Consider the following 23,468-nt stretch of genomic DNA (forward strand, 5'->3'; position numbering starts at 1 on the left):
GCGCGCTTAGGCGCTCGCGCCCTTGGCCGCAACCAGTTCGTCGATGCGGGCGCACAGATTTTTCAGCACGAAATACTGCTCGGTGGTCGCCTTGCCGTCGTTGACCTCCTGGGTCCACTTTTCCAGCGGCAGCTTGATGCCGAACTGCTTGTCGATCGCGAACGCGATGTCCAGGAAATCGAGGCTGTCGATGCCGAGGTCATCGATGGCGTGGCTATCCGGCGTGATCGTGTCGCGCGGGATGTCGCAGGTTTCAGCGATGATCGTAGCGACCTGATCGAATGTGGAGGACATCACTAAGCCTTTGATATATTGCTGATATTTGTCTGAGGTTCCAGAGTGGAACGGTGGGTGGGCATCGCGCCCCGATGACGCCCTCACCCCCCCCTCTGGCCGGGTCGAAAGCCCGTATATCGGAGCGCCGCCCTGAGTTCAATGGAGCCGGGCGGCCCCGGCGACAGGGCTGGGGATGCCGTCGGCGGCCCCTTCGGCCGGGGGACGAGCCTAGATATGGGGCGTCGTGATCTTGGCGCAGTCGCGGCGGCCCATCAGCACGCAGTCCTGGGTACGGCGCAGGTCGGCAATGCTCACCGCGAGCCAGATCCCGATTGCGGTCAGCGCGATGGTGAAGGCGAGCGCCGCAATATTGGCGAGCATGCGGTGGCGGAAATTGTCCGGTTCCGGGCGGGGCTTCTCGTAGCGCGACAGGTCGAGCGACTCGGGCGCGACGCGCAGCGGCTGCACGGTACCGCTGCCCCGTTGGACCGGCGGGGGAGACGCGTTGCGCGGCCTGAACTGGAGCACCCGGTGCTCGTCATCCGAGCTGATGGGCCGCTGTGTTTTCATGGTGAGGGGATCACTCCGAAGCAGCGGTTTTTAGATAGCATACGTCGTGAATGCCTTGCAGAAAATCTTCTCAATGCGCACGTGCATTGCGCTTTCGCACTATCTTGCATGGCATCTTTCCGGAACGGCTCGCGAGCGAACGCGGCGCCGGCTGTCAGGTCGGTGACAGGAAGCGGAGGTTGCGTTGCAGCAACAACCCGAAGCATGCATCGCCGGCTCTCGTGAACATCTGCTTGTGATCTCCGCGGCCAGATCGAACGCATTTTGCCACCGCGGGGCCCATGGCATAATCAAGGGAACCGGACCACCGGTTGCAACCATGTGAGGGGCCTTCATCATGACCACCACCAACGCGCGCGAACCGAGAGTGCATCCGGTGCCGATCCTGTCGCTCCGGCCGACGCAGATGACGGTCGGCATGCGCGAGGTCAAGGAGAAGCGCAAGCGCTGGCGCGAGCACGGCAAGAAGAAGCAGGCCGACCTGCTCGGCAATCACATGATCCCCGTCGTCTACGGACCGGACCAGCGCTACTACGTGATCGATCATCATCATCTCGGCCGCGCATTGCACGACGAGGGCGTCAAGGAAGTGCTGGTGACCGTGGTCGGCGATCTCAGAATGGTCGAGCGCGAGGCTTTCTGGGGCGTGATGGACAACAAGCGCTGGGTCTATCCTTACGATTCCAAGGGTGAGCGGCGGCCGTTCCGCGATCTGCCGAAATCGGTCGTCGATCTCAAGGATGATCCGTTCCGCAGCCTTGCCGGCGAGCTCCGCCGCATGGGCGGCTTCGCGAAGGATACCACGCCGTTCTCGGAATTCCTGTGGGCCGACTTTCTGCGCCGGAAACTGACGCGCAAGGCAGTCGATGCCAATTTCGACAAGGCGCTCGAGAAGGCCCTGTCCGCGGCAAAGAGCAAGGACGCTATCTATCTGCCCGGCTGGTGCGGGCCGGCGGATGACGATTAGGCGCAACCGCTCGCATCAGTCGCGCTGGAAGATCTTGGCGCCGGGGTAGACGCGCCGGGCGTAGCTCACGACCAACGCGCGGTCCTGGGTTGCCAGGAAGGGCGTTCGGATCTGGCACGAGCCGACGACGAGGTGCCATAGACCATTGAGCTTCCGGATGACGACGTTCATTTGAGCAATCCTCGATGACTCCGCATTTCTGCGAATACTGCTTATCGCGGCAGTCTTGCGATTCATGATCGTGGCCGCTGGCGTGAAATTCCCGGTACCGCTCGCGACCGTCGCAAGACAACGACGATGATTATTAGTTGGTTACGGCGCGGCGGCCCGAGAAGCCGTATCTCATCACAGCCGCTTGAGCGAAGTCATTTTCCGCAAGGATGAAACCGTCCTGAAACAGAGCCACCCCATCTCTGTGGGGTAGTCGAGCTCACACAGGAGGCCGAAATGCGCCGTCTGGTTTTCGTAATCGCCTTGCTCGCAGTCGCCACAGCAGGAATCTCGGCGTCGTTTGCCGCAGTTCGCCACGCCAAGACGCTGACATTCTCCGAGCGCTTTGCTCCGGCGCTCGAGTTGATGGCGCAGCGCTAGCGGTGTAGCGCCTCGCAGTCGCCGCTACGCAACGGTGGGACGATCACTTCTGGTGCTGCGGGCCGGGTGAGGACAGAAGGCGTTCGATCTCGGCGGCCGCCTCGCCGTTGCGCGCCTTCTGCAACAGTGTGTGGCGTTCGGTGCCGGCGGGCAGCTTCTTGGCCGCGGCGCGGGCGTCCTGCGTGAACCTGTTCAGGCGCTCCTGGAGTGACAGGGCCGGTCGCGTGCGGTTGCGCTTCTTGGTCATGGCTGCACCTTTCCGGCGCAAAGCCAACCATGGGGAGGCGAGTGGCGTCCTTAACTTTTGTTGGAACCGGGGGCGTGGATCGCGGGTTTTTCATTGCAGCGGCGCTTCGGCGCCAGGGATTGCAATACAGGTCCCATCTCATACCAACCGGAGCTAGCTCGCGTGCCCAGCGATACGATCCGTGCTGCGCTTGTCAGGCGTTTGCGTACATCTTCCGGCATCTCGGACGACGACGTGAAGGAGATCGAGGCGCTCCCGATTGCGGTTTGTCAATATTCGGCGGAGGCGCCCGTGGTGCGCGACGGCGAGCGCGCAACCGATTGCTGCCTGATCGCAGATGGCTTCTGTGCGCGTTCCAAGACGATAGCAAGCGGCAAGCGTCAGATCCTCTCTATCCACATCCCCGGCGAGATCCCCGACCTGATGAGCCTGTTTCTGCACGTGATGGATCACGACCTGTCGACGCTGACGCCGTGCACGCTCGGCTTCATCAGTCACGAAACGCTGCGAAAATTGCACCAGCGCAGTCCAAGCGTTGCCGAGCTGTTTTGGCGAGACACGCTGATCGACGCCGCGATGTTTCGCGAATGGATCGTCAACGTCGGCCAGCGTCCCGCGCCCGCAAGGCTTGCCCATGTCATGATCGAGCTGCGCGAACGCCTCCGGGTCATCGGGCATCTTGACGGCAACAGCTTCGAGATGCCGCTGACCCAGGAGCAGATCGGCGAAGCCCTGGGAATCACCGGGGTGCACGCCAACCGCGTGATCAAGCAGTTGCGGCAGGAGGGCATCGTCGAGCTGCACCGCGGCCGCGTCACGGTGCTGGACGAGCGGAAATTTCTGGACCTTGCCGATTTCGACGGCCGTTACCTGCATCAGTCGCCAACGCTTTGAGGCGCGCAGGCGACTTGACCTACCGCAAATTCGTATCGGTGCAGGGCGCTATGGTCCGTCGGCATGATTGCCGAACCGGTGTTGCCTGAATGTCGAGGGCGCAGGTGGTTCCGAGACATGCTGACCTGGAGGCATCACCGTGAGCGCAATCTTTCGCATTCTCTTCATCGTTGCCGGTGCCATCACCGCGCTGTTCGTCGCGCGCGATGCCCTGAATTTCACGATCATCCAGACCTTCGTTGCCGTTCTGCTCGTCACCGCCATCGTCGGCGTCGGAAGCTTCTGGAGCCAGCGACGGAAAACATGACGGATGTGAGAGCCGCGTGCTGGCGCAGCCGGCTAGGTCCGCGGCGGCGCGTCCGGAGACGTCTCCGCGGTGTGCGCATCCTCCTTCCCGCCGAGCACGCGGTGCAACCGTCGCTCGATGTGGCGGCCCACCGTCAGCAGCACGAAGGCGAGCGCCAGCGCGACGGCGACGATCTTCCACTGTCCGGCGCCGCAGACGATGCCGATGCAGGCCGCGAGAAAGGTGCAGGCGGCGCTGGTCAGTCCGCGGACGCGAAATCCCATGCTTTGATGTACGATGACGCCGGCACCGAGAAAGCCGATGCCGGTGAGGATGCCCTGGATGACGCGGCTGGTGGCATCGGCGACCCTAGTTGGTTCGGCGAGCTGCAGGGCGAGCAGAACCACGGTCGCCGTGGAGAGCCCGACGATGCCGAGCGTCTTCAGCCCGATCGGCTTGCCGTGCAGGTCGCGGTCGAGGCCGATCGCGCCGGCGGCGACGGTCGCGGCACCGAGACGAGCAAGGATTTCGGACCAGTCGAGCTCCGTCATTTTTTCGGCAAGCGCCCCATCAGGTAAAACTCCTCGTTCGGCCTCATGCCGGTGAAGTTTGCCAGCCGATTGGACAGCGCGAAGAAGGCGGAGATTGCGGCGATGTCCCAGATGTCGTCGTCGCTGAAGCCGTGCGGTGCAAGCGCCGCGAAGTCCTCCTCGGAGACGCGCTGCGCGTCGGCCGAGACCTTCATCGCGAAATCGAGCATCGCCTTTTGCCGCGGCGTGATGTCGGCCTTGCGGTAGTTCACAGCGACCTGGTCGGCGATCAGCGGGTTCTTGGCGCGAATGCGCAGGATCGCGCCGTGCGCGATCACGCAATACTGGCACTGGTTGGCCGCCGAGGTCGCGACCACGATCATCTCGCGCTCGGCCTTGGTGAGGCCGCTGTCCTTCTCCATCAGCGCGTCGTGATAGGCGAAGAACGCGCGGAACTCGTCGGGCCGGTAGGCCAGCGTCAGGAACACGTTCGGCACGAAGCCGCTCTTCTCCTGCACGGCGAGCAGGCGCGTGCGGATGTCGTCGGGGAGCGTGTCGAGGGCGGGTGCGGGGAAGCGTTGTGAAGGAGGAGGGGACATGACGATGTTCCGGATGGGGCTCTCGGGGAAACGCGGAACATAGTCGATCGCAGTCCTTCGCGCAAAGCGCTTGCGCGGACTACATCCTGGCTAGTGCAGAGAGAGCCGAGGCTCTCAAAGAGTCTTCAAATATTCGAGGAGTGCCTTCTTTTCGTCGTCGCTCAAGCGCGTGCCATAGTCATGCCCGCATCGGCTGTTTCCTGAATTGAGGTCATTGCAATCGGTGACCGGACGATTTGGCCCCTCTTGTGTGACGTCAAGACCAACATTTTGGATGTCGTATCTCGCGCCAACTTTGAATTGTGACATACGCTTCGCAGGCGGTACGAGCAATTCCGCCAATGTCGGCACCGAGCCGTTGTGCAAGTAAGGCGCCGCGGCCCAAATTCCCTCCAGCACGCGAGCTTCATACTTGCCTCTTTTGAGGGTGCGCTTGAAGAACGTCCAAGGCTCGATCGTCAGGCTTTCCGGCGGTCCCGATGGTTGCGCGCTGGGCGGTTCGGCGGAGGCCCGTGCCGGAGCCGGTGACGCTGGCAGCGGAGACTTGGACGCGGTGCGTGCCACTTGCCCGTTGCGAGGCAAGGAGGAGCCAAAGCCGTCACCGGCACCGAGCTCGCTCCCCAGAGACAGCTTATAGTTCAGAATCGTACCGGCGACTGCGCTGAACATCATGTGGACGGCGTAGTCCTCTTCCTCGAGATCCCTGGCGACGCCCAGGGTGCCTGCTCCCTTCAGCGCGCCGGTCTTCACTCTCCAGCCGAGCTCATCGAATTGACGAGTGTCGGTGCCGACATTCTTGAGCGGCGTCTCCCACGTCGTAGCAAACAAGTCACGCAGGGCGTGTATCTCCTTCTTCTCGTGACACCCGTCACTGCAGTGTCTTTGGTAGAGTTTTTGACCTTCGTCAGCCAGTTTCTTGTCGAAAGGCCATTCCAGTGGCCATTTTGGCGGACCCATCTTCAAGACCAGTTTCTCGAGTCTTTCCAGCCCATCGAAGTTGATGGAGTTGGCGTAGTCGAAGAATAAGCCGAGCGAACGCTTTTTTGGTTCGAAGTTGGCGAACGCCAGAGCCTGCCCGGTGTTCCGGGCAAGTGCAAAAATGCGGTTTCCATTCGACACAAAACCGGCCCAGTCGGTTTGGTTCTGCATCGGTGTATTCCACAGGAAAGGATACCGCACCGGAGCGTCGGCAATCCTCATGTTTTCCTTGATCAAAAAATCAGGCGGCGGCCCAACGTCGGTGCCGGATATGCGGTTGAAGATGATCCCGACGGCGTCCAGCCGCCCAGGCCCCCAGCCAACTGGCGGCAATGTACCGGCCACGAATGCATGGAAGCGCAGGTGCCATGCATCAACCCTCTGACGTAGTGCGTCAACATCGGCATCAGAAGGTATCGCAGGTTTGGAGACGGCCGCAGCAAATGCAGCGAATGCCGTCTTGCTGGCGGTTGCGTCTCCTGTCCAGGTCGCTCAGGAACTCCTGGAAATCCATAAAGGCCGGACCGCCATCGATGCGGTACGTCTTGCCCTCCACTTCAACCTGCCGCGTGTGACACGCGGAGCATGTTATCCCGATCATCGGGGACTCTGCGGGACCTGTGGTGTGGAGGCCGACGGGGAGGTTGGCCTTATTGTCCGGATTTGGGAGAAAGCCGTATCGGGTCAGACCATCCGAGAGGAACGGTTGTCCGTCCTTCGCTTTCAATGCCCGTAACCACGTGAGGTTGATTAAGCGGGAGCCTTGGTCGCGCGTGTAGTAGTCAGCCCTGTCTTCCGCTGTCCAATTCGGGCCTTGGTCGACATATATTGGATCGCCGAGAGCGGTCTCAATTCCCGAACTCGCGGCGACGACCAGCGCAAAGCGAATGAGGAAAGCGACACGACGCATCGCATGACCCTCCATGAACTACAAATGAACCACCCGTTTTCTCGAAATCAGAATCTGTGGAGATATGCGCAGCTCGGCGAGACGCAGCTCGCCCGGTAGCGACGAGAGCTGTCAGAAATAGCCGCCGGATGCTCGAGATTGTACTTCCTGGCAAAATCCCGTCAAGGTCGTTGCTCCGAGCCGAAGTTCCGGATTGCATGCCACGCCCGTCGAGCGCGGCGAGCCCGCGACACGGGTTTCCTGTGAACTGGTGTGTCTCGACACGGGCGGCGTTGCTAAACCGCGAGCCGGGATCCGTCCCAGGCAACAATGCCAAACTGATCGCAAATCGCGTGCATCTCGGCGAGGTCCTCAACGACGCGGGCGGTGCCAGGATTCGCCTCGGCGAACAGTCGCGCCCTCAAGCCAAGACATTCGACAATCAGCCATGGATTCCTGATGGTCCTGGCGATGGAAAGAGCGTCATCCAAGGCGCTCAGGCCACGTTCGGATTTCCCGTCCCGAACGAGAGCCTCAGCGTAACCCGCATAGAGGAGGCAGAGCTCGATCTGGCCTGTCCGCAGATGCGTGCCGCTCTCCATACAAGCGTCTATCAGGTCGACGGCCTGATGTGCCTGGCCTGTTCGTGCCAGAGCGGTCGCCATTGCTCCGGTCAGGTTGGCCTTGCTGGCATCGTAGCCGTTACGTTCGCCGATCTCCCTTGCAATCGACAAGCATTCCACAGCCTGGTCATTTCGATGGAGCATGAGGAGATTTCGTCCCATCGTAATGCGGGCGAGCACTTGCCCATATGTATCCTGTTCACGAACTGCGATCTCCAATGCACGCAATGCAAATCCGAGCGCCTCCGCATATTGACCTGTCGCATTCATGAACCAGCTCCTGAATGCCAAAACCGTGCATTTTGGACCGGCCGGTGTCCCGAGACGGGCAGTCTCGAGTTCTCCTGTGAGCATTTCATTCAGTTCGTCCATCGCCGCAATCGCGCGATGGACGTGGCCCATGCTGTGCAACACATTTGCCATGATGGTCTGATTTGAAAATATGAGTGCGGTCGATTTCAGCGCTCGAGCCGTTCTCAATCCCTCGCTCGTTATTTGCAGCCCTTCTTCATACCGGCCCTCAAACCAGTAGACCATCCCGAGTTGCGACTGGACGCTGCACACGTGAGCAATCCTGCCCTGGCGCCGCGCCAGCTCCAACGTTCGTGGCAAATGCATATTTACCTTTTTGAATTCGCCGAGTTGCAGCATCGAAGCGAAGCTCATTCGACCGAAGTCGACATATTTTTCCTCGGCGGCTTCCCCAAGACGCTCGATGAGCTTGAGCGCCCGGTCGTATATCAAACTGAGCGATGAGGCTGCGGCGTTCCGGCGCGCTTCGACGGCGGCCTCCCAGAGATAGCAAAGTGCAGCATCAGCATCTCCGGCTTCCTCTGCATGAAAGGCCAACTGTTCGTAACGACCATCCAGATTCGGGTAACGCCGAATGATCGCCTGGACAGCGGCCTGGTGGATTTCCAGGCGCCGGCCACGCGGTATCGTGTTTGCACAGGCCTCGGCGATGATCTGATGCCGGAAACGCACGGAGTTACCCGCAAGCGGATGGACAAAAGCAAATCGGGCAAGCTCGAACAACGCAGTCAGCAGCTCGCCTACGTCCACGCCGAGCACCGTCGTAGCCAATTGGATTTCGACCTCCTGTCCCAGCAGGCTGAGCGTCTGCACGAATGCCTTCAACTTCGGAGAAAGTCGTTGCAGCCGCGCATGAATCACGGACTCGACGCTCTGAGGCAGCGAATGTTCGCTCGTTGCGTTCGTCGCGTCCGCCGAACGCAAGAACTCTTCCAATACGAAGGGGACGCCGTCGGCGCGATCGATTGCTCTCGCGAACACGGTCGGGGATCGCGTTTTCGGCCACAATTGGCGTCCCAAAGCCTCCATGCAGGCCCGCGACAGCGGTTGCAGATGAATGAGCGAGTCCGCAATCTCCATTGACTGGTCTGATGATTCCGGACGTCCGGTCGGCAATATGCAAAGCGGCTGCGGGGGACTTGCGCGCGCGAGCAATTTCAGGAAATGGCGGCTTTCCGGATCGATCCACTGGAGGTCTTCGATCAGCAAGAGAGTTGGTCTATCAAGCGCCAATGCGAGGAAGGCATTGACAAGTGCACGTGCAATTTGCGTTTGCGTATTGTCGGTCAATCGTTGACGAGAGGACGCTTTTCCAGCGATGAATAGGGCTTCGAGCTTTCTGCGATCGCCTGCCTCGACGTGCAGTTCCGCGAGAGCCTCACGAATATGTTCATCCGAAGATGAGCTGTTTGCAGCGAGCATGTCGCCCACCAAGGTGCGGGCGGCGGCGAACGCGGTGGCACGTTTCTGTACGCCGCCATAAAAGACGCAGCATCTCACGTCGGATGTCAGTGCCTCGGTCATTACGGCTGTCGCAAGGCGGCTCTTACCGATACCTGGTTCGCCAAGCAGCGTGACGGAGCAGCTTTTGGCGCCCGGGCGCGGGAGGAGCTCCCGAAGCGCCGCAAGTTCGTCGACCCGATTCACGATCGGATTTTGATAGCGGCTGGCGATTTCGTTGTGATCGACATCGTCCGGCCGGGCATTCAGCGTGTAGGCCTCGATGACCCGATCGGCGATTCCCGAAGTCGTCTTGTGTGCCGTAAGTTCGAGTGGGGATCGGCACAGCTTTGCGGTTTCGGCGCTAACCCTGATCTCGCCTGCCGCTGCTTCCTGCTGCAGCTTGGCAGCAACGTGCACGGTCGCTCCGGCAACGTCGAAGCGGGCGATGGCATTTTTGCCGCCTATGCGTAAGCCGACCAGGCCGGAGTGAAGTCCGACGCGAAAGTTGACTGGATCTCCCCTGGGGCCGGTCGACTGGCTATGGCTCTGAATGTCCCAGGCTGCGATGCACGCACGATCCGCATGATCCTCATATGCGGTTGGCCAGCCGAATATGGCAATGCAGAGCTGGCCCCGGTTGTTTGGACAGCGCCCCGCTGGATTTAAGTGGATTCCTGCCGGGTTATGCTGAACGCGGGGCTTTACGGTTTTGTCGTTGCGTCGGGAGGGCGTAGCCCGACCAGAGCGACGACAAAACCGTCGGCGACGGTCATGCGGCCATCACCATAGCTTGCGTGCCGAAGTAAGCCTCGTCGGGCGTGCGCCCGTCAAGGCTCGAGTGAGGGCGTCCCTGATTGTAGAAGGCCAGATACTTGGCAATTGACGCTCGCGCCTCGGACACGCTGTCGTAGGCGCGGAGATATACTTCTTCGTATTTGACCGTGCGCCAGAGCCGCTCGACAAACACGTTGTCGCGCCAGGCGCCCTTGCCGTCCATGCTGATGGCGATCTTCGCGTCCAGCAGCACATCGGTGAACTCGAGGCTGGTGAACTGGCTGCCCTGATCCGTGTTGAAAATCTCGGGCCTGCCGTGCTTCGCCAACGCCTCCTGGACCGCTTCGACGCAGAAGGCCGCCTCCATTGTGATCGAGACGCGATGGGCCAGGACCCGTCGGCTGAACACATCGACGACCGCCGCGAGATAGACGAAGCCACGCCGCATCGGAATGTAGGTGATGTCCATTGCCCACGCATGGTCGGGCCGCTCGATCTTCAATCCGCGCAACAGGTACGGGTAGATCTTGTGACCCGGAGCCGGCTTGCTCGTGTTCGGGCGACGATAGACCGCCTCGATCCGCATGCGCTTCATCAGCGTCGCGATGTGGCGGCGACCGGCGTATACGCCCTCCCGCCGCAGCAACGATCGCAGCATACGCGCTCCCGCGAAGGGATAATCGAGATGCAGCTCATCGAGCCGACGCATCAAGGCAAGGTCCTCGGCCGAAACTGGCCGAGGTTCATAGTAGACCGTGCTGCGAGCCAGCTTCAGGACCTTCGCCTGGCGCACGATAGAAAGATCATGATCGCGGTCGATCATCGCTTTGCGCTCAGCAGGCCCGCCTTGGTGAGCGCGCCGGACAAAAAATCGTTTTCCAACGCCAGCTCGCCGATCTTGGCATGTAACGCCTTCAAATCGACCGGCGTCTCGGCCGATGTCTTGTCATGCCCAAACACGCCGGCGGCGCCTTCCAGGAGCTGGTTTTTCCAGATCGTGATCTGGTTCGGATGAACATCAAACAGTTGCGCCAGCTCCGCCAGTGTCTTGTCGCCTTTGACCGCAGCCAAAGCAACCTTCGCCTTGAATGCCGGAGAATGCGTCCGGCGGCTCTTCTTCGTCATCTTCGCTCCTGATTCGCAGCAAGAATCCTCGCCGCTGTCAGGCAGAAAATCCACTCAAGCTACTGTCCGAATTTGCGGGGCCAGCTCTATGCCACCGTCTCCCGCATAGTGGACAATCTGTCCCCCGAGGCGCTCCACGGAGCTGCGGATGTGATCCAGCCACTGGTCCAAAAACGCTTGAGCTTCATCGGGGTCGCAAGCCGCGATGTGGCGAGTTGAACCCACCATGTCGACGGCGAGCACCGTTATGATGTTACGATCCGCAATATTGGCACCGCCCACGGACATCCTCGCGCCCCGGGTGCTCAAACCGGCTCCAAAAGGCAACGGTAGCACGAAGGGCAAGCCTTGGGCTATCCGCGAGACGCGGCCTTGAGCCGCGATATCCGGGGGCATTCCCCGTCTTTCACGACTGTCCGCTGTTCGGGAAATTCCAGAGGCGATCGTGATTGAATCGAGGGGCCGCGGCGTACTGGATGCCCCGATCAAGCCCGGGCATGACAGCGGAATTTGCCGAAGCGGTGTCCGTTCCTTACCGCAGTGGCTTCTTCAGCAGCGAGAAGCGATCCGGGTCCAGCCCCATCGAGGGCTGCAGCATCGGCGCTTCGGCGGTCGCGAGCGTCTTTGCGGGCGGCTGCGAAAACACCGGATCGTTCGGCACGTCGCGTTGCGAGGTGGCGCCGCGCCAGCGCTCGAGCACGGCGCCGACGAAATGCATGTCGTGACCGGAGGTGACCGACGGCACGCTTGAGATGGTGGCTTCGCCGCGCGGCAATTGGTGCGGCGGCACCTCCTTGAAGCGCAGGCGGGTCGGCAGCGCGACGCCTTCGCCGAACGCCAGCACCTCTCGGGTGCCGAGCGATGGCACGAAGGACAGCAGGTTCGCGGCCGCGTCCGATACCGCGGCGCGCAGCAGCGCCTGGTCGCGCTCGTTGGCCAGACGCATCGTGAACAGCGTGTTGCACTGGGAGATAATGGTGGCGTCGAGCTCGGCCGGACGCTGGGTGATGAGGCCGAGATAGACGCCGTATTTGCGGCCTTCCTTGGCGATGCGCGACACCGCCTTGCGCGTCGGCCCGAAGCCGACGTTGCGGTCGGCCGAGGCATAGCGGTGCGCCTCTTCGCAGACGAACAGCATCGGCGACACGCCGTCGCTCCACAGGCCGAAGTCGAAGGCCATGCGGCACAGCACCGAGACGACGGAATCGATGACCTCGGCCGGGAAGCCGGCGAGCTGCATCACCGTCATCGGCTTGCCGTTGGCGGGCAGGCGGAACAGATGGCTGATCACCTCGGCCATGGTGTCGCCGCGGACATTGGCGTTGTCGAACATGAAGGCGTAGCGCGGGTCGTTGCGGACGGCCTCGATGCGCGAGATCAGCTTGTGATAGATGATGCGCGAGGAGCGGTTTTCCAGCTTGCCCATGCGCTCGTCGATCAGCGAGATCAGATCGACCAGGCGGTATGGCACCGGCGTGTCGACGGTGCAGCCGACCTGCTTGGGGTCGATGCGCTTCAGGCCGAGCCGATCGGTGTTCTGATACTGCGTGTAGATGCCCTTGGCCATCGGGATCACCTCGGCGAGGACGTCGAGCTCCTCGGGCACGCCGGCGCGGCCGCCGAACAGCACGTCGACGATCTCTTCGAAGTTGAACAGCCAGAACGGCAGCTTCAGGTTCCGCGGGTTGAGCACCAGCGCGCGGTCGCCGAAGCAGCGGCCATATTCGTTGTGAACGTCGAGCAGGAAGATGCGCAGGTTCGGGCGTGATTTCAGGATCTCGTTGAGCAGCAGCGACACGCCGGTGGATTTGCCGACGCCGGTCGATCCCAGCACCGCGAAATGCTTGGAGAGCATTTCCTCGACGTCGACATAAGCGACGACGGAGCGGTCCTGCTGGAGGAAGCCGACATTGATCTGGTCCGATCCGGTCGGCGCGTAAATCGTGCGCAGCTCCTGGCTGGTGATCAGGTCGACGGAATCGCCGATGGTCGGATAGTTGGTGACGCCGCGCTGAAACTTGGCCTTGTCGGCGGCATTGTGGATTTCGCCGAGCAGGTCGACCGACGCGATGGCGATGTAGTCGGAGTTCGAGAGGTTCTCGCAGGACACCTCGGTGATCATGGCGACGATCACCGAGCTGGCGCAGCGGATGCTGACGAAACGGCCGACGGTGGCCCGAATTTCCGAGACCGGCATCTGGCTTGCCGCCAGTAGTCCGACCCGGGCGAGCGACCCGCGTACCGAAATCACGCGTCCAAAGGATGTCACGATGAATGAACCTGGCATGAGCAAGAGGTTTAACCCTGACTATGCGTGCCGCGGCTGGACAAACGGTTAAACGGCAGGCGTGGGGGCTTTGTTAAATCTGCGACAATTCGGTTGAGAGATTTGCTCCTAATGCATACTTGCGGGCGGAATCGGTAGGGGAATGCCGCTTTTCTGGGCCGATAGGCCCGACAGCGCTTAAGGAAGATTTTACCATTCGGCTAGTCGGTCCGCCGTTCGGGGGATGGAGGTCATCCCGGCCCGCGCGTCATTCGATCCGGGCGGCCATGTTTTGATTTGTTGACGGGACCTAATCATTTGTACATTAGTACAAATGAACCTGCGGCCTGGATGCCGCCCCCCCGGACACTCGAGCGCGTTTGCAGCCTTGCGTCCGGTTGCGCGATCCGGTCCGGCTGATCGCAGCCACGCCTGGAGGAAAGTATGCAGCCCGAACCAATCCTCGATCTTGCTCATCTCGGCCACATGGAGCTGCTGACGCCGAAGCCCGACGAGAGCCTGAAATTCTTCGTCGACGTCATGGGCATGACCGTCAGCGGGCAGAAGGGCGAGTCGGTTTACCTGCGCGGCTGGGACGATTACGAGCGCTATTCGCTCAAGCTGACGGCGTCGAAGACATCAGGCATGGAGCATATGGCGCTGCGCGCGCGCAGCCAGCAGGCGCTGGAGCGCCGCGTCGCCGCGCTCAAAGGCTCCGGCTTCGACATCGGCTGGATCGACGGCGACATGGGGCAGGGGCCGACCTTCCGCTGCCGCGACCCTGATGGCCATATCGTCGAGCTCTATTACGAGACCGAATGGTACCAGGCGCCGCCGGAGCTTAGACCCGCGCTGAAGAACCAGGCGCAGCGTTTTCCCGCGCGCGGCGTCAACGTTCGCCGTCTCGACCATCTCAACTGCCTCGCCGTCGACATCAAGGCCAACCGCGAGTTCTTCGAAAACTATCTCGGCTGCCGCCTCACCGAGCAGATCGTGCTCAACGACGGGCGGGAAGCGGCGATGTGGCTGACGATGTCGAACAAGAGCTACGATTTTGCCTATTCGCTCGACCATTCCGGCACGCCCGGCCGCTTTCACCATGTCACCTACGCGCTCGACAGCCGCGAGGAGATTTTGCGCGCCGCCGATATCTTCCTGGAGAACGGCGTGCACATCGAGACCGGCCCGCATAAGCACGCGATCCAGCAGACCTTCTTCCTCTATGTCTACGAGCCCGGAGGCAACCGCGTCGAAGTCGCCAACGCCGGCGCGCGCCTCATTCTCGCCCCCGACTGGAAGCCGATCGTGTGGACCGAGGAGGAGCGCAAGAAGGGGCAGGCGTGGGGATTGAAGACGATCGAGTCATTCCACACCCACGGCACGCCGCCGGTGGAGGCGCAGAAGCATGGCTAGAGCATGACCCGGACCCGAAGGGCCGCGTTAGCGCAAAGTGTGAAGCAGCTTTTCGATCAGGTCATGCTCCAAAAATCAATGCGTTGAGGTGCGTACGCGCGTGATCGTCTCGCGGACGCCGGTCCAGGCCGGCTTGTCCGGCGCGAACTGCTTGCGCAGGAAGCTGACGAGCTCTTCGACTTGCGCGTCGCTCATGCTGTTCTTGAACGCCGGCATGTAGCCGAGATCGCTCGACACCGGCTCGGCGATGCCGTGCAGGACGACCTGCACGAGATTGTCCGATGTCGCGCTGTGCAGATTGCTGTTGAGCGCGAGCGAGGGCCGAGTTCCGAACAGCGGCAGGCCGCCGACCTCGTGGCAGACGGCGCAGGCGCCCTGATAGAGCCGCGCGCCGGTGGAAGGCGCCACCGTGACCTGCGTTGAGCGTTCAAGCTTTGCGGCAAGTGCATCCTGGCCCCGCGTATCGATCGCGGTGTCGTTGAACGAGTTGAGATAGACCGCCATCGCGCGGATGTCGGGGTCGGGCAGGGCTTTGAGGTCCTTGACGATCGGCGCCATCGGGCCAGCCGCGACGCCGTGATAGCGCGAATGGCCGGTGCGCAAATAGGCGAACAGCTCGTCCTCGCTCCATGGGATCGGTGCGCGTGAGAGCGAGGTCAGCGCCGGCGCCTCCCAGCCCTCGGCAAAGCCGCCGGCGAGATAGGCCTCACGTTGCTCGGCGCCGAGCGCGTTGCGCGGCGAGTGGCAGGCGCTGCAATGGCCGAGGCTCTCGACGAGATAGGCGCCGCGATTCCACTGCTCCGATTTGGCGGGATCGGGCTTGAATTCTTGCGTGTGGTGAAACAGCGCATTCCAGCCCGCAAGCAGCGGGCGGAGGTTGAACGGGAAGGCGAGCGCATTCGCCGGCGCCGTGGCGCGAACCGAAGGCTGGGTCATCAGGTAGGCGTAGAGCGCCTGCATGTCGGCGTCGCTGGTCTTGGCGAAATGGGTGTAGGGGAAGGCGGGGTAGAGCTGCCGTCCGTCGCGATGCAGTCCGTCGCGCATCGCGCGCTCGAAGGCGGGATAGGACCAGGCGCCGATGCCGGTCTCGGCGTCGGGCGTGATGTTGGTTGAGTAGATCGTGCCGAACGGCGTCTGTAGTGCGCGGCCGCCGGCGTTGAGCACGCCATTGAGGCTGGTGTGGCACTCCGCGCAATTGCCGAGTGCTGCGAGTTGCTCTCCGCGCGCGATCGTCGCCGCGGAATAGACCGATGGATCGGGACGTGCGATCGGCGCGATCGCGCGTCCGGGCAGGAGTGCTGCGCCGATGCCGATCGCGGCAGTGCAGACGGCCGCGATCGTCGCGAAGATGCCGGCGCGCTTGGCGAAGGGATTCTCCCAGATGCGGGACGGCGGCGATGCAGCGGGTGCGGGCAGGGCTTGCGGCACGGGCGATGCCTCACCGTGCAATCCCTTCAGGATGCGCTCCGGCGTGAACGGCGGCTCGCGAAAGCGCACACCGGTGGCATCGAAGATCGCGTTGGCGATCGCCGCTGCGCTCGGCACCGAGGCGGACTCGCCGACGCCGAGCGGCGGCTGGTCCTGACGCGGCAACATCAGCACGTCGATCTTGGGCACGTCAGGGAAAGGGATGATCGGATAGGCGCCCCATTCGCGCGCCGTCACCACGCCGCGCTCGAACGAAACCTCTTCCATCAGCGCGCGGCTGGTGGACTGGATGACGTTGCCGTGGATCTGGTGGCGCACGCCGTCCGGATTGATCATCAGGCCGGAGTCCTGCCCGGCGACGACGCGCGTGACGCTGACATCGCCGGTGGACTTGTTCACCGCAACGTCGGCAACCCAGGCCGACCACGCCGCACCATAGCCGGGAAACTTGCTGTGGACATAGAGCGCATAGGCAAAGCCGCGCCCGTGCACGATGTCGCCGTTTTTCTCTTCGCGGACAGGCCGGGGCGTCCAGCCCGCGCGCTCGGCCACCGCATTGACGAGATCGACGGCGCGCTGGTCCTTCAGGTAACGCAGGCGGTATTCGATCGGATCGACGCCGGCCTCGGTCGCGGCCTCGTCGATATAGGATTCATGCGCGAACGTGTTCGGCAGCGCCGAGACACCGCGAAACCAGGACGCGCGCACGATCGGCGCCATGTCGTGGGCGACGACGCGCATGTGGTCGTAGTCGTAAGGCGGAATCGCGGTGCGGTCGCCCATGTGGAGCACATCGGCCACCGGCGAGATTCGCCCCGTCAACAGCAGCGCCAATGTCGGCGCAGCGTTGGAAGGGTAGCGCGTGGCGAGGTCGTAGCCGGCGACGCCGCCGTCCGCGTCGAGCCCGCCATTGACGTCGATGAGCTGCGCGGTGCCCTTGGGCTCCCAGGCATGCTCCTGCTCGCGCGTCAGCTGCACGCGCACGGGCCGGCCGACGGCGCGCGACAGCAGCAGCGCATCCGCGGTGACGTCATCGGCGCAGTTGCGGCCGTAGCAGCCGGCGGCCTCCAGGCGGATCACCTCGATCTGGCTTTCGGGACGTTCGATCAGGAGCGCCAGATCGCTGCGCAGGACATGCGGGTTCTGCGTGCCCGACCAGACGCGGATGTTACCGTCCTGGACATCGGCGACCGCGCAGGACGGCCCGATCGAGGCGTGCATCTGGTACGGCCACACATAAGTGCGCTGCATCGGCTTGGCCGCGCCTGAGATCGCCTTATCGACATCGCCCTTGTCGATCAGCGTGCGCGGCGTCGATGGATTGGCGCGCAGCGCGGTCTCGACGTCGGCGAGATCGGTCAGATGAGGCGTCGGCTTCCAGCTTACCGCGAGCTGCTCCGCCGCGCGGATCGCGTTCTCCTCGCGCTCGGCGACCACGCCGACGAAATCGCCGATGCGCACGACGGCAATGATGCCGGGAATGTCACGTACCGAGGACTCATCCACCGCGATCAGGCTGGTGCCGACGAACGAGCCGGCATCGACGCCGGCATAGGGCGGACGCACGACCCGGCCGTGCAGCATTCCGGGCACCCTAATGTCGTGCACGAAGGTCAGCTCGCGCGTCGCCTTGGCGGGCAGGTCGACGCGGGGCGTCGACTGGCCGACGATGGCGTAGTCGCCAACGGGCTTGAGTGCGACGTCGTCGGCAAGCTCGAGGCGAATGGTCTCGCCGCCGATCAGTTCGCCATAGCTGACGCTGCGGTTGTGCCCGCGCACGAGGCCGTCTTCGATCTTGAGGTCGCTGGCCGGCAGCTCCAGCCGCTCGGCTGCGCGCGCGATCAGAAAGTGCCGCGCTTGCGCGGCGGCCTTGCGCAGGGGGACGGCGGTGATCTGGATGGTCTCGCTCGCGATCGTCGCGCCCTGGTTCGGCACCACGGCGGTATCGCCGAGCACCACGACGACGCGCGCAAAGGACACATCCAGCTCTTCGGCGACGATCTGGCCGAGTGCGGTGCGGATCCCGGTGCCGAGATCGACATGGCCGTTATAGGCCGAGACCGATCCATCTGCGGTGATGCGGACGAAGGTTTCGGACGTGACTTCGTCCACGGTGCGGACGACGACGAGCGAACCGGATTGCCGCTCAGCTCCGTTCGAAAGAGGGGAGGCCATCAATCAACGGCCTCAGTGATCTGGCCGGATGCGCGCATCACCGCGCGCAGGATCTCGACATGGGTGCCGCAGCGGCAGAGATTGTAGCGCAGCGCCGCCAGCGCCTCCTGTTCGGTCGGCTGCGGGTTGATCGCGAGCAACGCCTTGGTGGTCATGATCATGCCGTTGAGGCAATAGCCGCATTGCGCGGCCTGCTCGTCGATGAAGGCCTGCTGCACCACATCCGGCTTGTCGCGCGTGCCGAGCCCTTCGAGCGTCAGGATGTCGCGGCCTGCGCAGCCGCTCACGGGAATCACGCAGGAGCGCGCGGCCTGCCCGTCGATCAGGACAGTGCAGGTGCCGCATTCGCCCAAGCCGCAGCCATATTTCGGACCGTTGAGCGCGAGATCGTTGCGCAGCACATAGAGCAGCGGCGTCTGCGGCGCTGCCGTGATCTCGTGGATCCTGCCGTTCACGGTGAGGCGGATCGGTGTCTGCGTCATCCTCGTTCCCAAGTCCGTGGCCAAGTGCTCGTCAAAACTTACGTCGCGACGATACCGTTTGTACACAAACGTGCAAGCCGCGCATGCCGCACTGCAGCGCGACTGCCTTCTTTGTGGACAGAGCGGATAGGCAAATGGGGTTTTATGCGGCAGCCGCACCTTTTGCGCCGCACCGCCGCTTGACAGCCTTCGGGAGGGCGCGCAACATCGTTCGTATACGAATGATAACCGCAGTCGACTGGCTTTGGACATGGTGACTGAAACGACGAGCGCCGCCATCGACAAGATCCGTTGCGATGCCTGTCCGGTGATGTGCTACATCAAGCCGGGCGCGGCGGGCGCCTGCGACCGCTATGCCAATCACGACGGCAAGCTCGTCCGCGTCGACCCGCACGTGATCCTGGAACGCACCGTCTCGCATGGCGGCAAGCTCGTTCCGTTCAGCCGCACCGAAGACTGGGACGGCAAGATCGTCCACGAGCCCTCGACCTTTGTGACAGCGATCGGTGCGGGCACAACCTATCCCGACTACAAGCCGGCGCCGTTCATCGTCTCGTCCGAGATCGATGGCGTCGATATGGTGACTGTCGTCACCGAGGGCATCTTCTCCTATTGCGGCATCAAGGTGAAGATCGACACCGACCGCTATCTCGGCCCGGAAACCGCGACCGTTCGCGCGCAGGGCGAGGCGGTCGGCCACGTCACGACAAGCGAATACGGTTCGCAGATGCTGTCGCTCGGCGGCGTGCATCATCTCACCGGCGGCTCCAAGAAAGAGGGCCGCGTCACCTGCGATACGCTGATGGATCTCGCCAATTGCAAGGCGGTCGAGCTGACCATCGACGGCGGCGCCAGCGTGGTGGTGCAGGCCGGCCAGCCGCCGATCGTCAACGGCATGAAGGAAGAGCGCATGCGCGTCGGCTGCGGCTCGGCGACGATCGGCATGTTCGCCAAGCAATGGCACGGCAAGGTCGACGAGGTCGTCGTCGTCGACGACCACATCACCGGCGTGCTCTCGGAGCATCAGGCCGGCAAGCTGCTCGACATCGCCGACACCGGCATCAAGATGAAGGGCCGCCGCTCGACGCCCGGCCGCTATTTCCAGGTCGCCGATCCCGGCACGGGGTGGGGCGGCACCAACATTTCCGATCCGCTGGCGATTCTCGGGCCGTTCGACGCCAAGGAAGCCAAGCCTGGTCTCTCCATGCTGATGGTCTCCACGACCGGCGAGCACTCGTCTTACTATGTGCTCGACGAGGCCCTGAAGCCGGTCGAAACCGAGATGCCTGATGACCTGAAGTTCTCGGTCGAGCGCATCCAGGAGAATTGCGAGCCGGCGCTGTGCACGGTGTTGTTCATGGCGGGGGCCGGCGGCTCCTTGCGCGCGGGCGTCACCGACAATCCGGTGCGGCTGACGCGTTCGGTGAAGGACGCGCTGACGCGCGTCACCAGCGGCGGCGCGCCTGTTTATGTCTGGCCGGGCGGTGGCATCACCTACATGGTCGATGTGACGCAGATGCCTTCAGGCGCGTTCGGTTATGTTCCGACGCCCGCGCTGGTCGCGCCGATCGAGTTCACGATGAAGCTGTCGGACTACGCCGCGCTCGGCGGGCACATGGATCACGTCAAACCGCTCTCCGAAGTGCAGAACGGCGAAGATGTTCGCCAATTGCCCTGGCAGAACCCGATTCCGGGGCGCCGGGCATGACCAGGCTCCCGCAAATCGCATTGCTGTCTGGTGGCCGGCGGCTGCATTTGCAGGATGGACCGATTGATCTGATCGTGGAGGCGAGGGGGCACGCGGACGCAGTGCGCGCGGCCTATGAGGCGGCGGCGCGGCGTTTCACCGGACTGCTCGACGAACTCTGCGCGGAATTGCCGGAACTGCGGACGGCTGCTGAGAAGCAGACTTCGCTGAAGGGCGTGGTGGCGCGTCGGATGCACGCTGCTGTCGCACCCTATGCCGCCGATTGCTTCATCACGCCGATGGCCGCGGTTGCCGGCAGCGTTGCAGAGGAGATTCTTGGCGCCATGCTGGGCGCTGCGGCGCTCGATCAGGCCTATGTCAACAATGGCGGCGATATCGCGCTGCATCTCGGCGAGGGCGAGCATTTTTCGGTCGGCTTGATGGATCGGCCTGATCGTGACGGCGTGCTGCGCAAGATGAGGGTCTACTCAGGTGATCCCGTGCGCGGCATCGCGACCAGCGGGCGTCACGGCCGCAGCTTTTCGCTCGGCATTGCCGACGCGGTCACGGTGCTGGCTGCCACCGCATCGCAGGCCGATGCGGCCGCGACGGTCATCGCCAATGCCGTCGATCTGCCCGGGCATCCCGGCATCATCAGAAAGCCTGCGAACGAGCTTCAGCCCGACAGCGATCTCGGCGCGCGTCTCGTCACCCGCGATGTCGGTGAATTGTCGCAGAACGAGGTCGCGGCCGCACTGGAATCTGGCGCGGAATGTGCACGGCAATTGTTCGATCGCGGATTGATCGAGGGTGCCGTGTTGCAGCTTTGTGGTGATATGCTTGTCATCGGAACCAAGGATATAGAAGAGCAACGAACGCGCCCGCTCATGCTGGAGAACGCGGTCTATGCCTGAACAGGGAAGCGAAACATGAGCGCGATCATCCGCAAGATCGTCACGGTCGTCGAAGAGACGCAGATGGAAATGGGCCGCCAGGTCTCGCCGCCGACGCGGCGCGCCGCGGCGATCGCCGTGATCGAAAATCCCTTTGCCGGCAAATATGTCGAGGATCTCTCGCCCCTGATCGCCATCGGCGAGGAGCTCGGCGATCTCCTGGCGAAGCGCGCGGTGGCGGCGCTGGGCATCGATGGCGCGAAGGCGCAGAGCTACGGCAAGGCCGCGGCGGTCGGCGAGAACGGCGAGCTGGAGCATGCGGCGGCTATCCTGCATCCGAAGATGGGCGCTCCGGTGCGCAAGGTCCTGAGCAAGGGCGCGGCGCTGATCCCGTCGTCGAAGAAGCGCAGCGGCCCGGGCACGACGCTGGACATTCCGCTCGGGCACAAGGACGCCGCCTTCGTGCGCAGCCATTTTGACGGCATGGAGGTGCAGATCAACGATGCGCCGCGCGCCAACGAGATCATGGTCGCGGTCGCCGTCACCGATAGCGGCCGACCCTTGCCGCGTGTCGGCGGGCTGACGGTTGCGGAAGTGAAGGGTGAAGACGGTTTGAAATAGAGTTTGAACCGGGGAGGCGGGCATGGCTTCTCCGACAAGATCACGCTGAAGACGTAGAGAGTTCAAAACTGGAGGTTGGGATGCGAGCGAGAAACACTTTTGTGGGCGCGGCCTTCGCGCTGCTGGCGGGCGGCATGGCTCATTCGGCCGTGGCGCAGGAGATCAAGATCGGCGAGATCAACAGCTACTCGCTGTTGCCGGCGTTCACCGAGCCCTATCGCAAGGGCTGGCAGCTCGCAGTCGAACAGGTCAACGCGGCCGGCGGCATCAACGGCAAGAAGCTCGTCGTCGTCTCCAAGGACGACGGCGGCAAGCCGGCCGATGCGCAGACCGCTGCCAACGAGCTCGTCTCCAGCGAGGGGGTTGCGATGCTGACGGGGACGTTCCTGTCGAACATCGGCCTCGCCGTCAGCGACTTCGCCAACCAGAAGAAGGTGTTCTTCCTCGCGGCCGAGCCGCTGACGGATGCCATCACCTGGTCCAAGGGCAACAAGTACACCTTCCGCCTGCGTCCCTCCAACTACATGCAGGCGGCGATGCTGGTGGAAGCAGCCAGCAAGCTGCCGGCCAAGCGCTGGGCGACCATCGCGCCGAACTATGAATATGGCCAGTCCGCGGTCGCGGTGTTCAAGAAGCTGATGTCGGAGAAGCGCCCTGACATCCAGTGGGTCGACGAGCAGTGGCCGCCGCAGGGCAAGATCGACGCGGGTCCGGTGGTGCAGGCGGTTGCCGCAGCCAATCCCGAAGCGATCCTCAACGTCACCTTCGGCGCCGACCTCGTGAAGCTCGTGCGTGAAGGCAACACCCGTGGCCTGTTCAAGGGGCGCGAGGTCGTCTCGTTCCTGACCGGCGAGCCCGAATACCTCGATCCGCTCAAGGACGAGACGCCGGAGGGCTGGATCGTCACCGGCTATCCCTGGTACTCGATCAAGACGCCCGAGCATGACGCGTTCCTGAAGGCCTACCAGGCCAAGTACAACGACTATCCGCGCCTGGGCTCGATCGTCGGTTACCAGACCATCAAGGCGGCCGCTGCGATCCTTGCGAAGGCCGGCTCGACCGATCCGGAGAAACTGATCGCCGCGGCGGAGGGGCTGTCGATGCCGTCGCCGTTCGGCGAGATCACCTTCCGCAAGATCGACCACCAGTCGACGCTCGGTGCCTATGTCGGCAAGACCGCGCTGAAGGACGGCAAGGGCGTGATGGTGGATTCTTCTTACAAGAAGGGCTCGGACTATCTGCCGAGCGACGCCGAAGTCGATAAGCTGCGTCCGAAGGACTGATGTGAAGAGGAACCGGGGCCTCGTGGTTCGAGACGCGCGGCGTTGCCGCGCTCCTCACCATGAGGGTCCCGGACCTCATCCTGAGGAGGCGCGTAGCGCCGTCTCGAAGGATGAAG

22 protein-coding genes are annotated in these 23,468 nt (G+C 63.0%); 9 read left to right on the forward strand and 13 right to left on the reverse strand.

The window, feature by feature from the left end:
- Positions 1 to 6: 6 nt before the first annotated feature.
- Positions 7 to 294, reverse strand: a complete 288-nt coding sequence (locus J4G43_RS20940; protein ID WP_007592476.1) for an acyl carrier protein — start codon at positions 292 to 294, stop codon at positions 7 to 9.
- Between the two features lie 210 nt (positions 295 to 504).
- Positions 505 to 846, reverse strand: coding sequence for a hypothetical protein (locus J4G43_RS20945; RefSeq protein WP_208086142.1), 342 nt, complete (start codon positions 844 to 846; stop codon positions 505 to 507).
- Positions 847 to 1,183: 337 nt separating this feature from the next.
- Here J4G43_RS20945 and J4G43_RS20950 point away from each other — a divergent pair, with 337 nt between their 5' ends.
- A complete protein-coding gene (locus J4G43_RS20950) occupies positions 1,184 to 1,813 on the forward strand; it encodes a ParB-like protein (protein ID WP_063983964.1) in 630 nt (209 codons plus the stop codon).
- Positions 1,814 to 1,828: 15 nt separating this feature from the next.
- Here the strand turns inward: J4G43_RS20950 and J4G43_RS20955 are convergent, their stop codons facing one another.
- Entirely contained in the window at positions 1,829 to 1,984 is a 156-nt protein-coding gene (locus J4G43_RS20955; RefSeq protein WP_166352319.1) for a hypothetical protein, read from the reverse strand.
- 276 nt (positions 1,985 to 2,260) lie between these two features.
- Between J4G43_RS20955 and J4G43_RS20960 the strand changes: the two genes are divergently transcribed.
- Positions 2,261 to 2,404 carry a hypothetical protein gene (locus tag J4G43_RS20960; RefSeq protein ID WP_166094525.1) on the forward strand — a complete coding sequence of 48 codons (144 nt, stop codon included), beginning with the start codon at positions 2,261 to 2,263 and terminating at the stop codon, positions 2,402 to 2,404.
- Between the two features lie 43 nt (positions 2,405 to 2,447).
- On the opposite strand, the gene J4G43_RS20965 is transcribed toward J4G43_RS20960, so the two are convergent.
- Positions 2,448 to 2,651: a hypothetical protein gene (locus J4G43_RS20965; protein WP_063983963.1), complete on the reverse strand. Its 204-nt coding sequence runs from the start codon at positions 2,649 to 2,651 to the stop codon at positions 2,448 to 2,450.
- A gap of 93 nt (positions 2,652 to 2,744) precedes the next feature.
- Here J4G43_RS20965 and J4G43_RS20970 point away from each other — a divergent pair, with 93 nt between their 5' ends.
- Together J4G43_RS20970 and J4G43_RS20975 are read left to right on the forward strand one after the other, a co-directional pair.
- On the forward strand, positions 2,745 to 3,545 hold the full coding sequence (locus J4G43_RS20970) for a Crp/Fnr family transcriptional regulator (RefSeq protein ID WP_321576339.1): 801 nt from the start codon (positions 2,745 to 2,747) through the stop codon (positions 3,543 to 3,545).
- A 139-nt stretch (positions 3,546 to 3,684) separates the two neighbouring features.
- Positions 3,685 to 3,852 carry a hypothetical protein gene (locus J4G43_RS20975; RefSeq protein ID WP_166094532.1) on the forward strand — a complete coding sequence of 56 codons (168 nt, stop codon included), beginning with the start codon at positions 3,685 to 3,687 and terminating at the stop codon, positions 3,850 to 3,852.
- Between the two features lie 32 nt (positions 3,853 to 3,884).
- On the opposite strand, the gene J4G43_RS20980 is transcribed toward J4G43_RS20975, so the two are convergent.
- The 7 genes from J4G43_RS20980 to J4G43_RS21010 form a co-directional block, all read right to left on the reverse strand.
- Positions 3,885 to 4,382: an MgtC/SapB family protein gene (locus J4G43_RS20980; protein WP_208086143.1), complete on the reverse strand. Its 498-nt coding sequence runs from the start codon at positions 4,380 to 4,382 to the stop codon at positions 3,885 to 3,887.
- Positions 4,379 to 4,960, reverse strand: a complete 582-nt coding sequence (locus J4G43_RS20985; RefSeq protein ID WP_208086144.1) for a peroxidase-related enzyme — start codon at positions 4,958 to 4,960, stop codon at positions 4,379 to 4,381. Before J4G43_RS20985 ends, J4G43_RS20980 begins: the two co-directional genes overlap by 4 nt.
- 114 nt (positions 4,961 to 5,074) lie before the next feature.
- The gene (locus J4G43_RS20990) at positions 5,075 to 6,355 is read right to left on the reverse strand and encodes a di-heme-cytochrome C peroxidase (protein WP_249814856.1); all 1,281 of its coding nucleotides are present in this window, start codon (positions 6,353 to 6,355) and stop codon (positions 5,075 to 5,077) included.
- Entirely contained in the window at positions 6,345 to 6,848 is a 504-nt protein-coding gene (locus tag J4G43_RS20995; protein WP_225004999.1) for a hypothetical protein, read from the reverse strand. The genes J4G43_RS20990 and J4G43_RS20995 overlap by 11 nt, the downstream gene beginning before the upstream one ends.
- A 275-nt stretch (positions 6,849 to 7,123) precedes the next feature.
- Entirely contained in the window at positions 7,124 to 9,877 is a 2,754-nt protein-coding gene (locus J4G43_RS21000) for an ATP-binding protein (RefSeq protein WP_321576348.1), read from the reverse strand.
- Positions 9,878 to 9,974: 97 nt separating this feature from the next.
- A protein-coding gene (locus J4G43_RS21005) for an IS3-like element ISRj2 family transposase (protein ID WP_085967151.1) occupies positions 9,975 to 11,104 on the reverse strand; the annotation gives its coding sequence in 2 pieces (ribosomal slippage) (positions 9,975 to 10,852 and positions 10,852 to 11,104; 1,131 coding nt in all).
- A 532-nt stretch (positions 11,105 to 11,636) separates the two neighbouring features.
- The gene (locus J4G43_RS21010) at positions 11,637 to 13,391 is read right to left on the reverse strand and encodes an ATP-binding protein (protein ID WP_208086146.1); all 1,755 of its coding nucleotides are present in this window, start codon (positions 13,389 to 13,391) and stop codon (positions 11,637 to 11,639) included.
- 423 nt (positions 13,392 to 13,814) lie between these two features.
- On the opposite strand from J4G43_RS21010, the gene J4G43_RS21015 reads away from it, so the two are divergent.
- Positions 13,815 to 14,783, forward strand: coding sequence for a catechol 2,3-dioxygenase (locus J4G43_RS21015; protein WP_208086147.1), 969 nt, complete (start codon positions 13,815 to 13,817; stop codon positions 14,781 to 14,783).
- Positions 14,784 to 14,858: 75 nt separating this feature from the next.
- Here the strand turns inward: J4G43_RS21015 and J4G43_RS21020 are convergent, their stop codons facing one another.
- Complete coding sequence (locus J4G43_RS21020; protein ID WP_208086148.1) at positions 14,859 to 18,386, reverse strand: molybdopterin cofactor-binding domain-containing protein; 3,528 nt, start codon at positions 18,384 to 18,386, stop codon at positions 14,859 to 14,861.
- Positions 18,386 to 18,868: a (2Fe-2S)-binding protein gene (locus J4G43_RS21025; protein ID WP_028159320.1), complete on the reverse strand. Its 483-nt coding sequence runs from the start codon at positions 18,866 to 18,868 to the stop codon at positions 18,386 to 18,388. Before J4G43_RS21025 ends, J4G43_RS21020 begins: the two co-directional genes overlap by 1 nt.
- Before the next feature lie 250 nt (positions 18,869 to 19,118).
- On the opposite strand from J4G43_RS21025, the gene J4G43_RS21030 reads away from it, so the two are divergent.
- The 4 genes from J4G43_RS21030 (at position 19,119) to J4G43_RS21045 (ending at position 23,352) form a co-directional block, all read left to right on the forward strand.
- Positions 19,119 to 20,576: a 6-hydroxynicotinate reductase gene (locus tag J4G43_RS21030; protein ID WP_208086149.1), complete on the forward strand. Its 1,458-nt coding sequence runs from the start codon at positions 19,119 to 19,121 to the stop codon at positions 20,574 to 20,576.
- Complete coding sequence (locus J4G43_RS21035; RefSeq protein WP_208086150.1) at positions 20,573 to 21,469, forward strand: UPF0280 family protein; 897 nt, start codon at positions 20,573 to 20,575, stop codon at positions 21,467 to 21,469. The genes J4G43_RS21030 and J4G43_RS21035 overlap by 4 nt, the downstream gene beginning before the upstream one ends.
- 15 nt (positions 21,470 to 21,484) lie before the next feature.
- Entirely contained in the window at positions 21,485 to 22,069 is a 585-nt protein-coding gene (locus tag J4G43_RS21040; RefSeq protein WP_085404807.1) for an amino acid synthesis family protein, read from the forward strand.
- 80 nt (positions 22,070 to 22,149) lie between these two features.
- Positions 22,150 to 23,352, forward strand: a complete 1,203-nt coding sequence (locus J4G43_RS21045; RefSeq protein ID WP_063983953.1) for an ABC transporter substrate-binding protein — start codon at positions 22,150 to 22,152, stop codon at positions 23,350 to 23,352.
- Positions 23,353 to 23,468 lie beyond the last annotated feature (116 nt).

Origin of the sequence: Bradyrhizobium barranii subsp. barranii (assembly GCF_017565645.3) — a bacterium.
In the GTDB taxonomy this organism is placed as follows: Bacteria; Pseudomonadota; Alphaproteobacteria; order Rhizobiales; family Xanthobacteraceae; genus Bradyrhizobium; species Bradyrhizobium barranii.

Bases quoted from the DNA above. Each gene is read 5' to 3' on its own strand.
- J4G43_RS20940 (WP_007592476.1), bottom strand. From the start codon at position 294: ATGTCCTCCACATTCGATCAGGTCGCTACGATCATCGCTGAAACCTGC.
- J4G43_RS20945 (WP_208086142.1), bottom strand. From the start codon at position 846: ATGAAAACACAGCGGCCCATCAGCTCGGATGACGAGCACCGGGTGCTC.
- J4G43_RS20950 (WP_063983964.1), top strand. From the start codon at position 1,184: ATGACCACCACCAACGCGCGCGAACCGAGAGTGCATCCGGTGCCGATC.
- J4G43_RS20955 (WP_166352319.1), bottom strand. From the start codon at position 1,984: ATGAACGTCGTCATCCGGAAGCTCAATGGTCTATGGCACCTCGTCGTC.
- J4G43_RS20960 (WP_166094525.1), top strand. From the start codon at position 2,261: ATGCGCCGTCTGGTTTTCGTAATCGCCTTGCTCGCAGTCGCCACAGCA.
- J4G43_RS20965 (WP_063983963.1), bottom strand. From the start codon at position 2,651: ATGACCAAGAAGCGCAACCGCACGCGACCGGCCCTGTCACTCCAGGAG.
- J4G43_RS20980 (WP_208086143.1), bottom strand. From the start codon at position 4,382: ATGACGGAGCTCGACTGGTCCGAAATCCTTGCTCGTCTCGGTGCCGCG.
- J4G43_RS20985 (WP_208086144.1), bottom strand. From the start codon at position 4,960: ATGTCCCCTCCTCCTTCACAACGCTTCCCCGCACCCGCCCTCGACACG.
- J4G43_RS20995 (WP_225004999.1), bottom strand. From the start codon at position 6,848: ATGCGTCGTGTCGCTTTCCTCATTCGCTTTGCGCTGGTCGTCGCCGCG.
- J4G43_RS21010 (WP_208086146.1), bottom strand. From the start codon at position 13,391: ATGCCAGGTTCATTCATCGTGACATCCTTTGGACGCGTGATTTCGGTA.
- J4G43_RS21015 (WP_208086147.1), top strand. From the start codon at position 13,815: ATGCAGCCCGAACCAATCCTCGATCTTGCTCATCTCGGCCACATGGAG.
- J4G43_RS21020 (WP_208086148.1), bottom strand. From the start codon at position 18,386: ATGGCCTCCCCTCTTTCGAACGGAGCTGAGCGGCAATCCGGTTCGCTC.
- J4G43_RS21025 (WP_028159320.1), bottom strand. From the start codon at position 18,868: ATGACGCAGACACCGATCCGCCTCACCGTGAACGGCAGGATCCACGAG.
- J4G43_RS21030 (WP_208086149.1), top strand. From the start codon at position 19,119: ATGGTGACTGAAACGACGAGCGCCGCCATCGACAAGATCCGTTGCGAT.
- J4G43_RS21035 (WP_208086150.1), top strand. From the start codon at position 20,573: ATGACCAGGCTCCCGCAAATCGCATTGCTGTCTGGTGGCCGGCGGCTG.
- J4G43_RS21040 (WP_085404807.1), top strand. From the start codon at position 21,485: ATGAGCGCGATCATCCGCAAGATCGTCACGGTCGTCGAAGAGACGCAG.
- J4G43_RS21045 (WP_063983953.1), top strand. From the start codon at position 22,150: ATGCGAGCGAGAAACACTTTTGTGGGCGCGGCCTTCGCGCTGCTGGCG.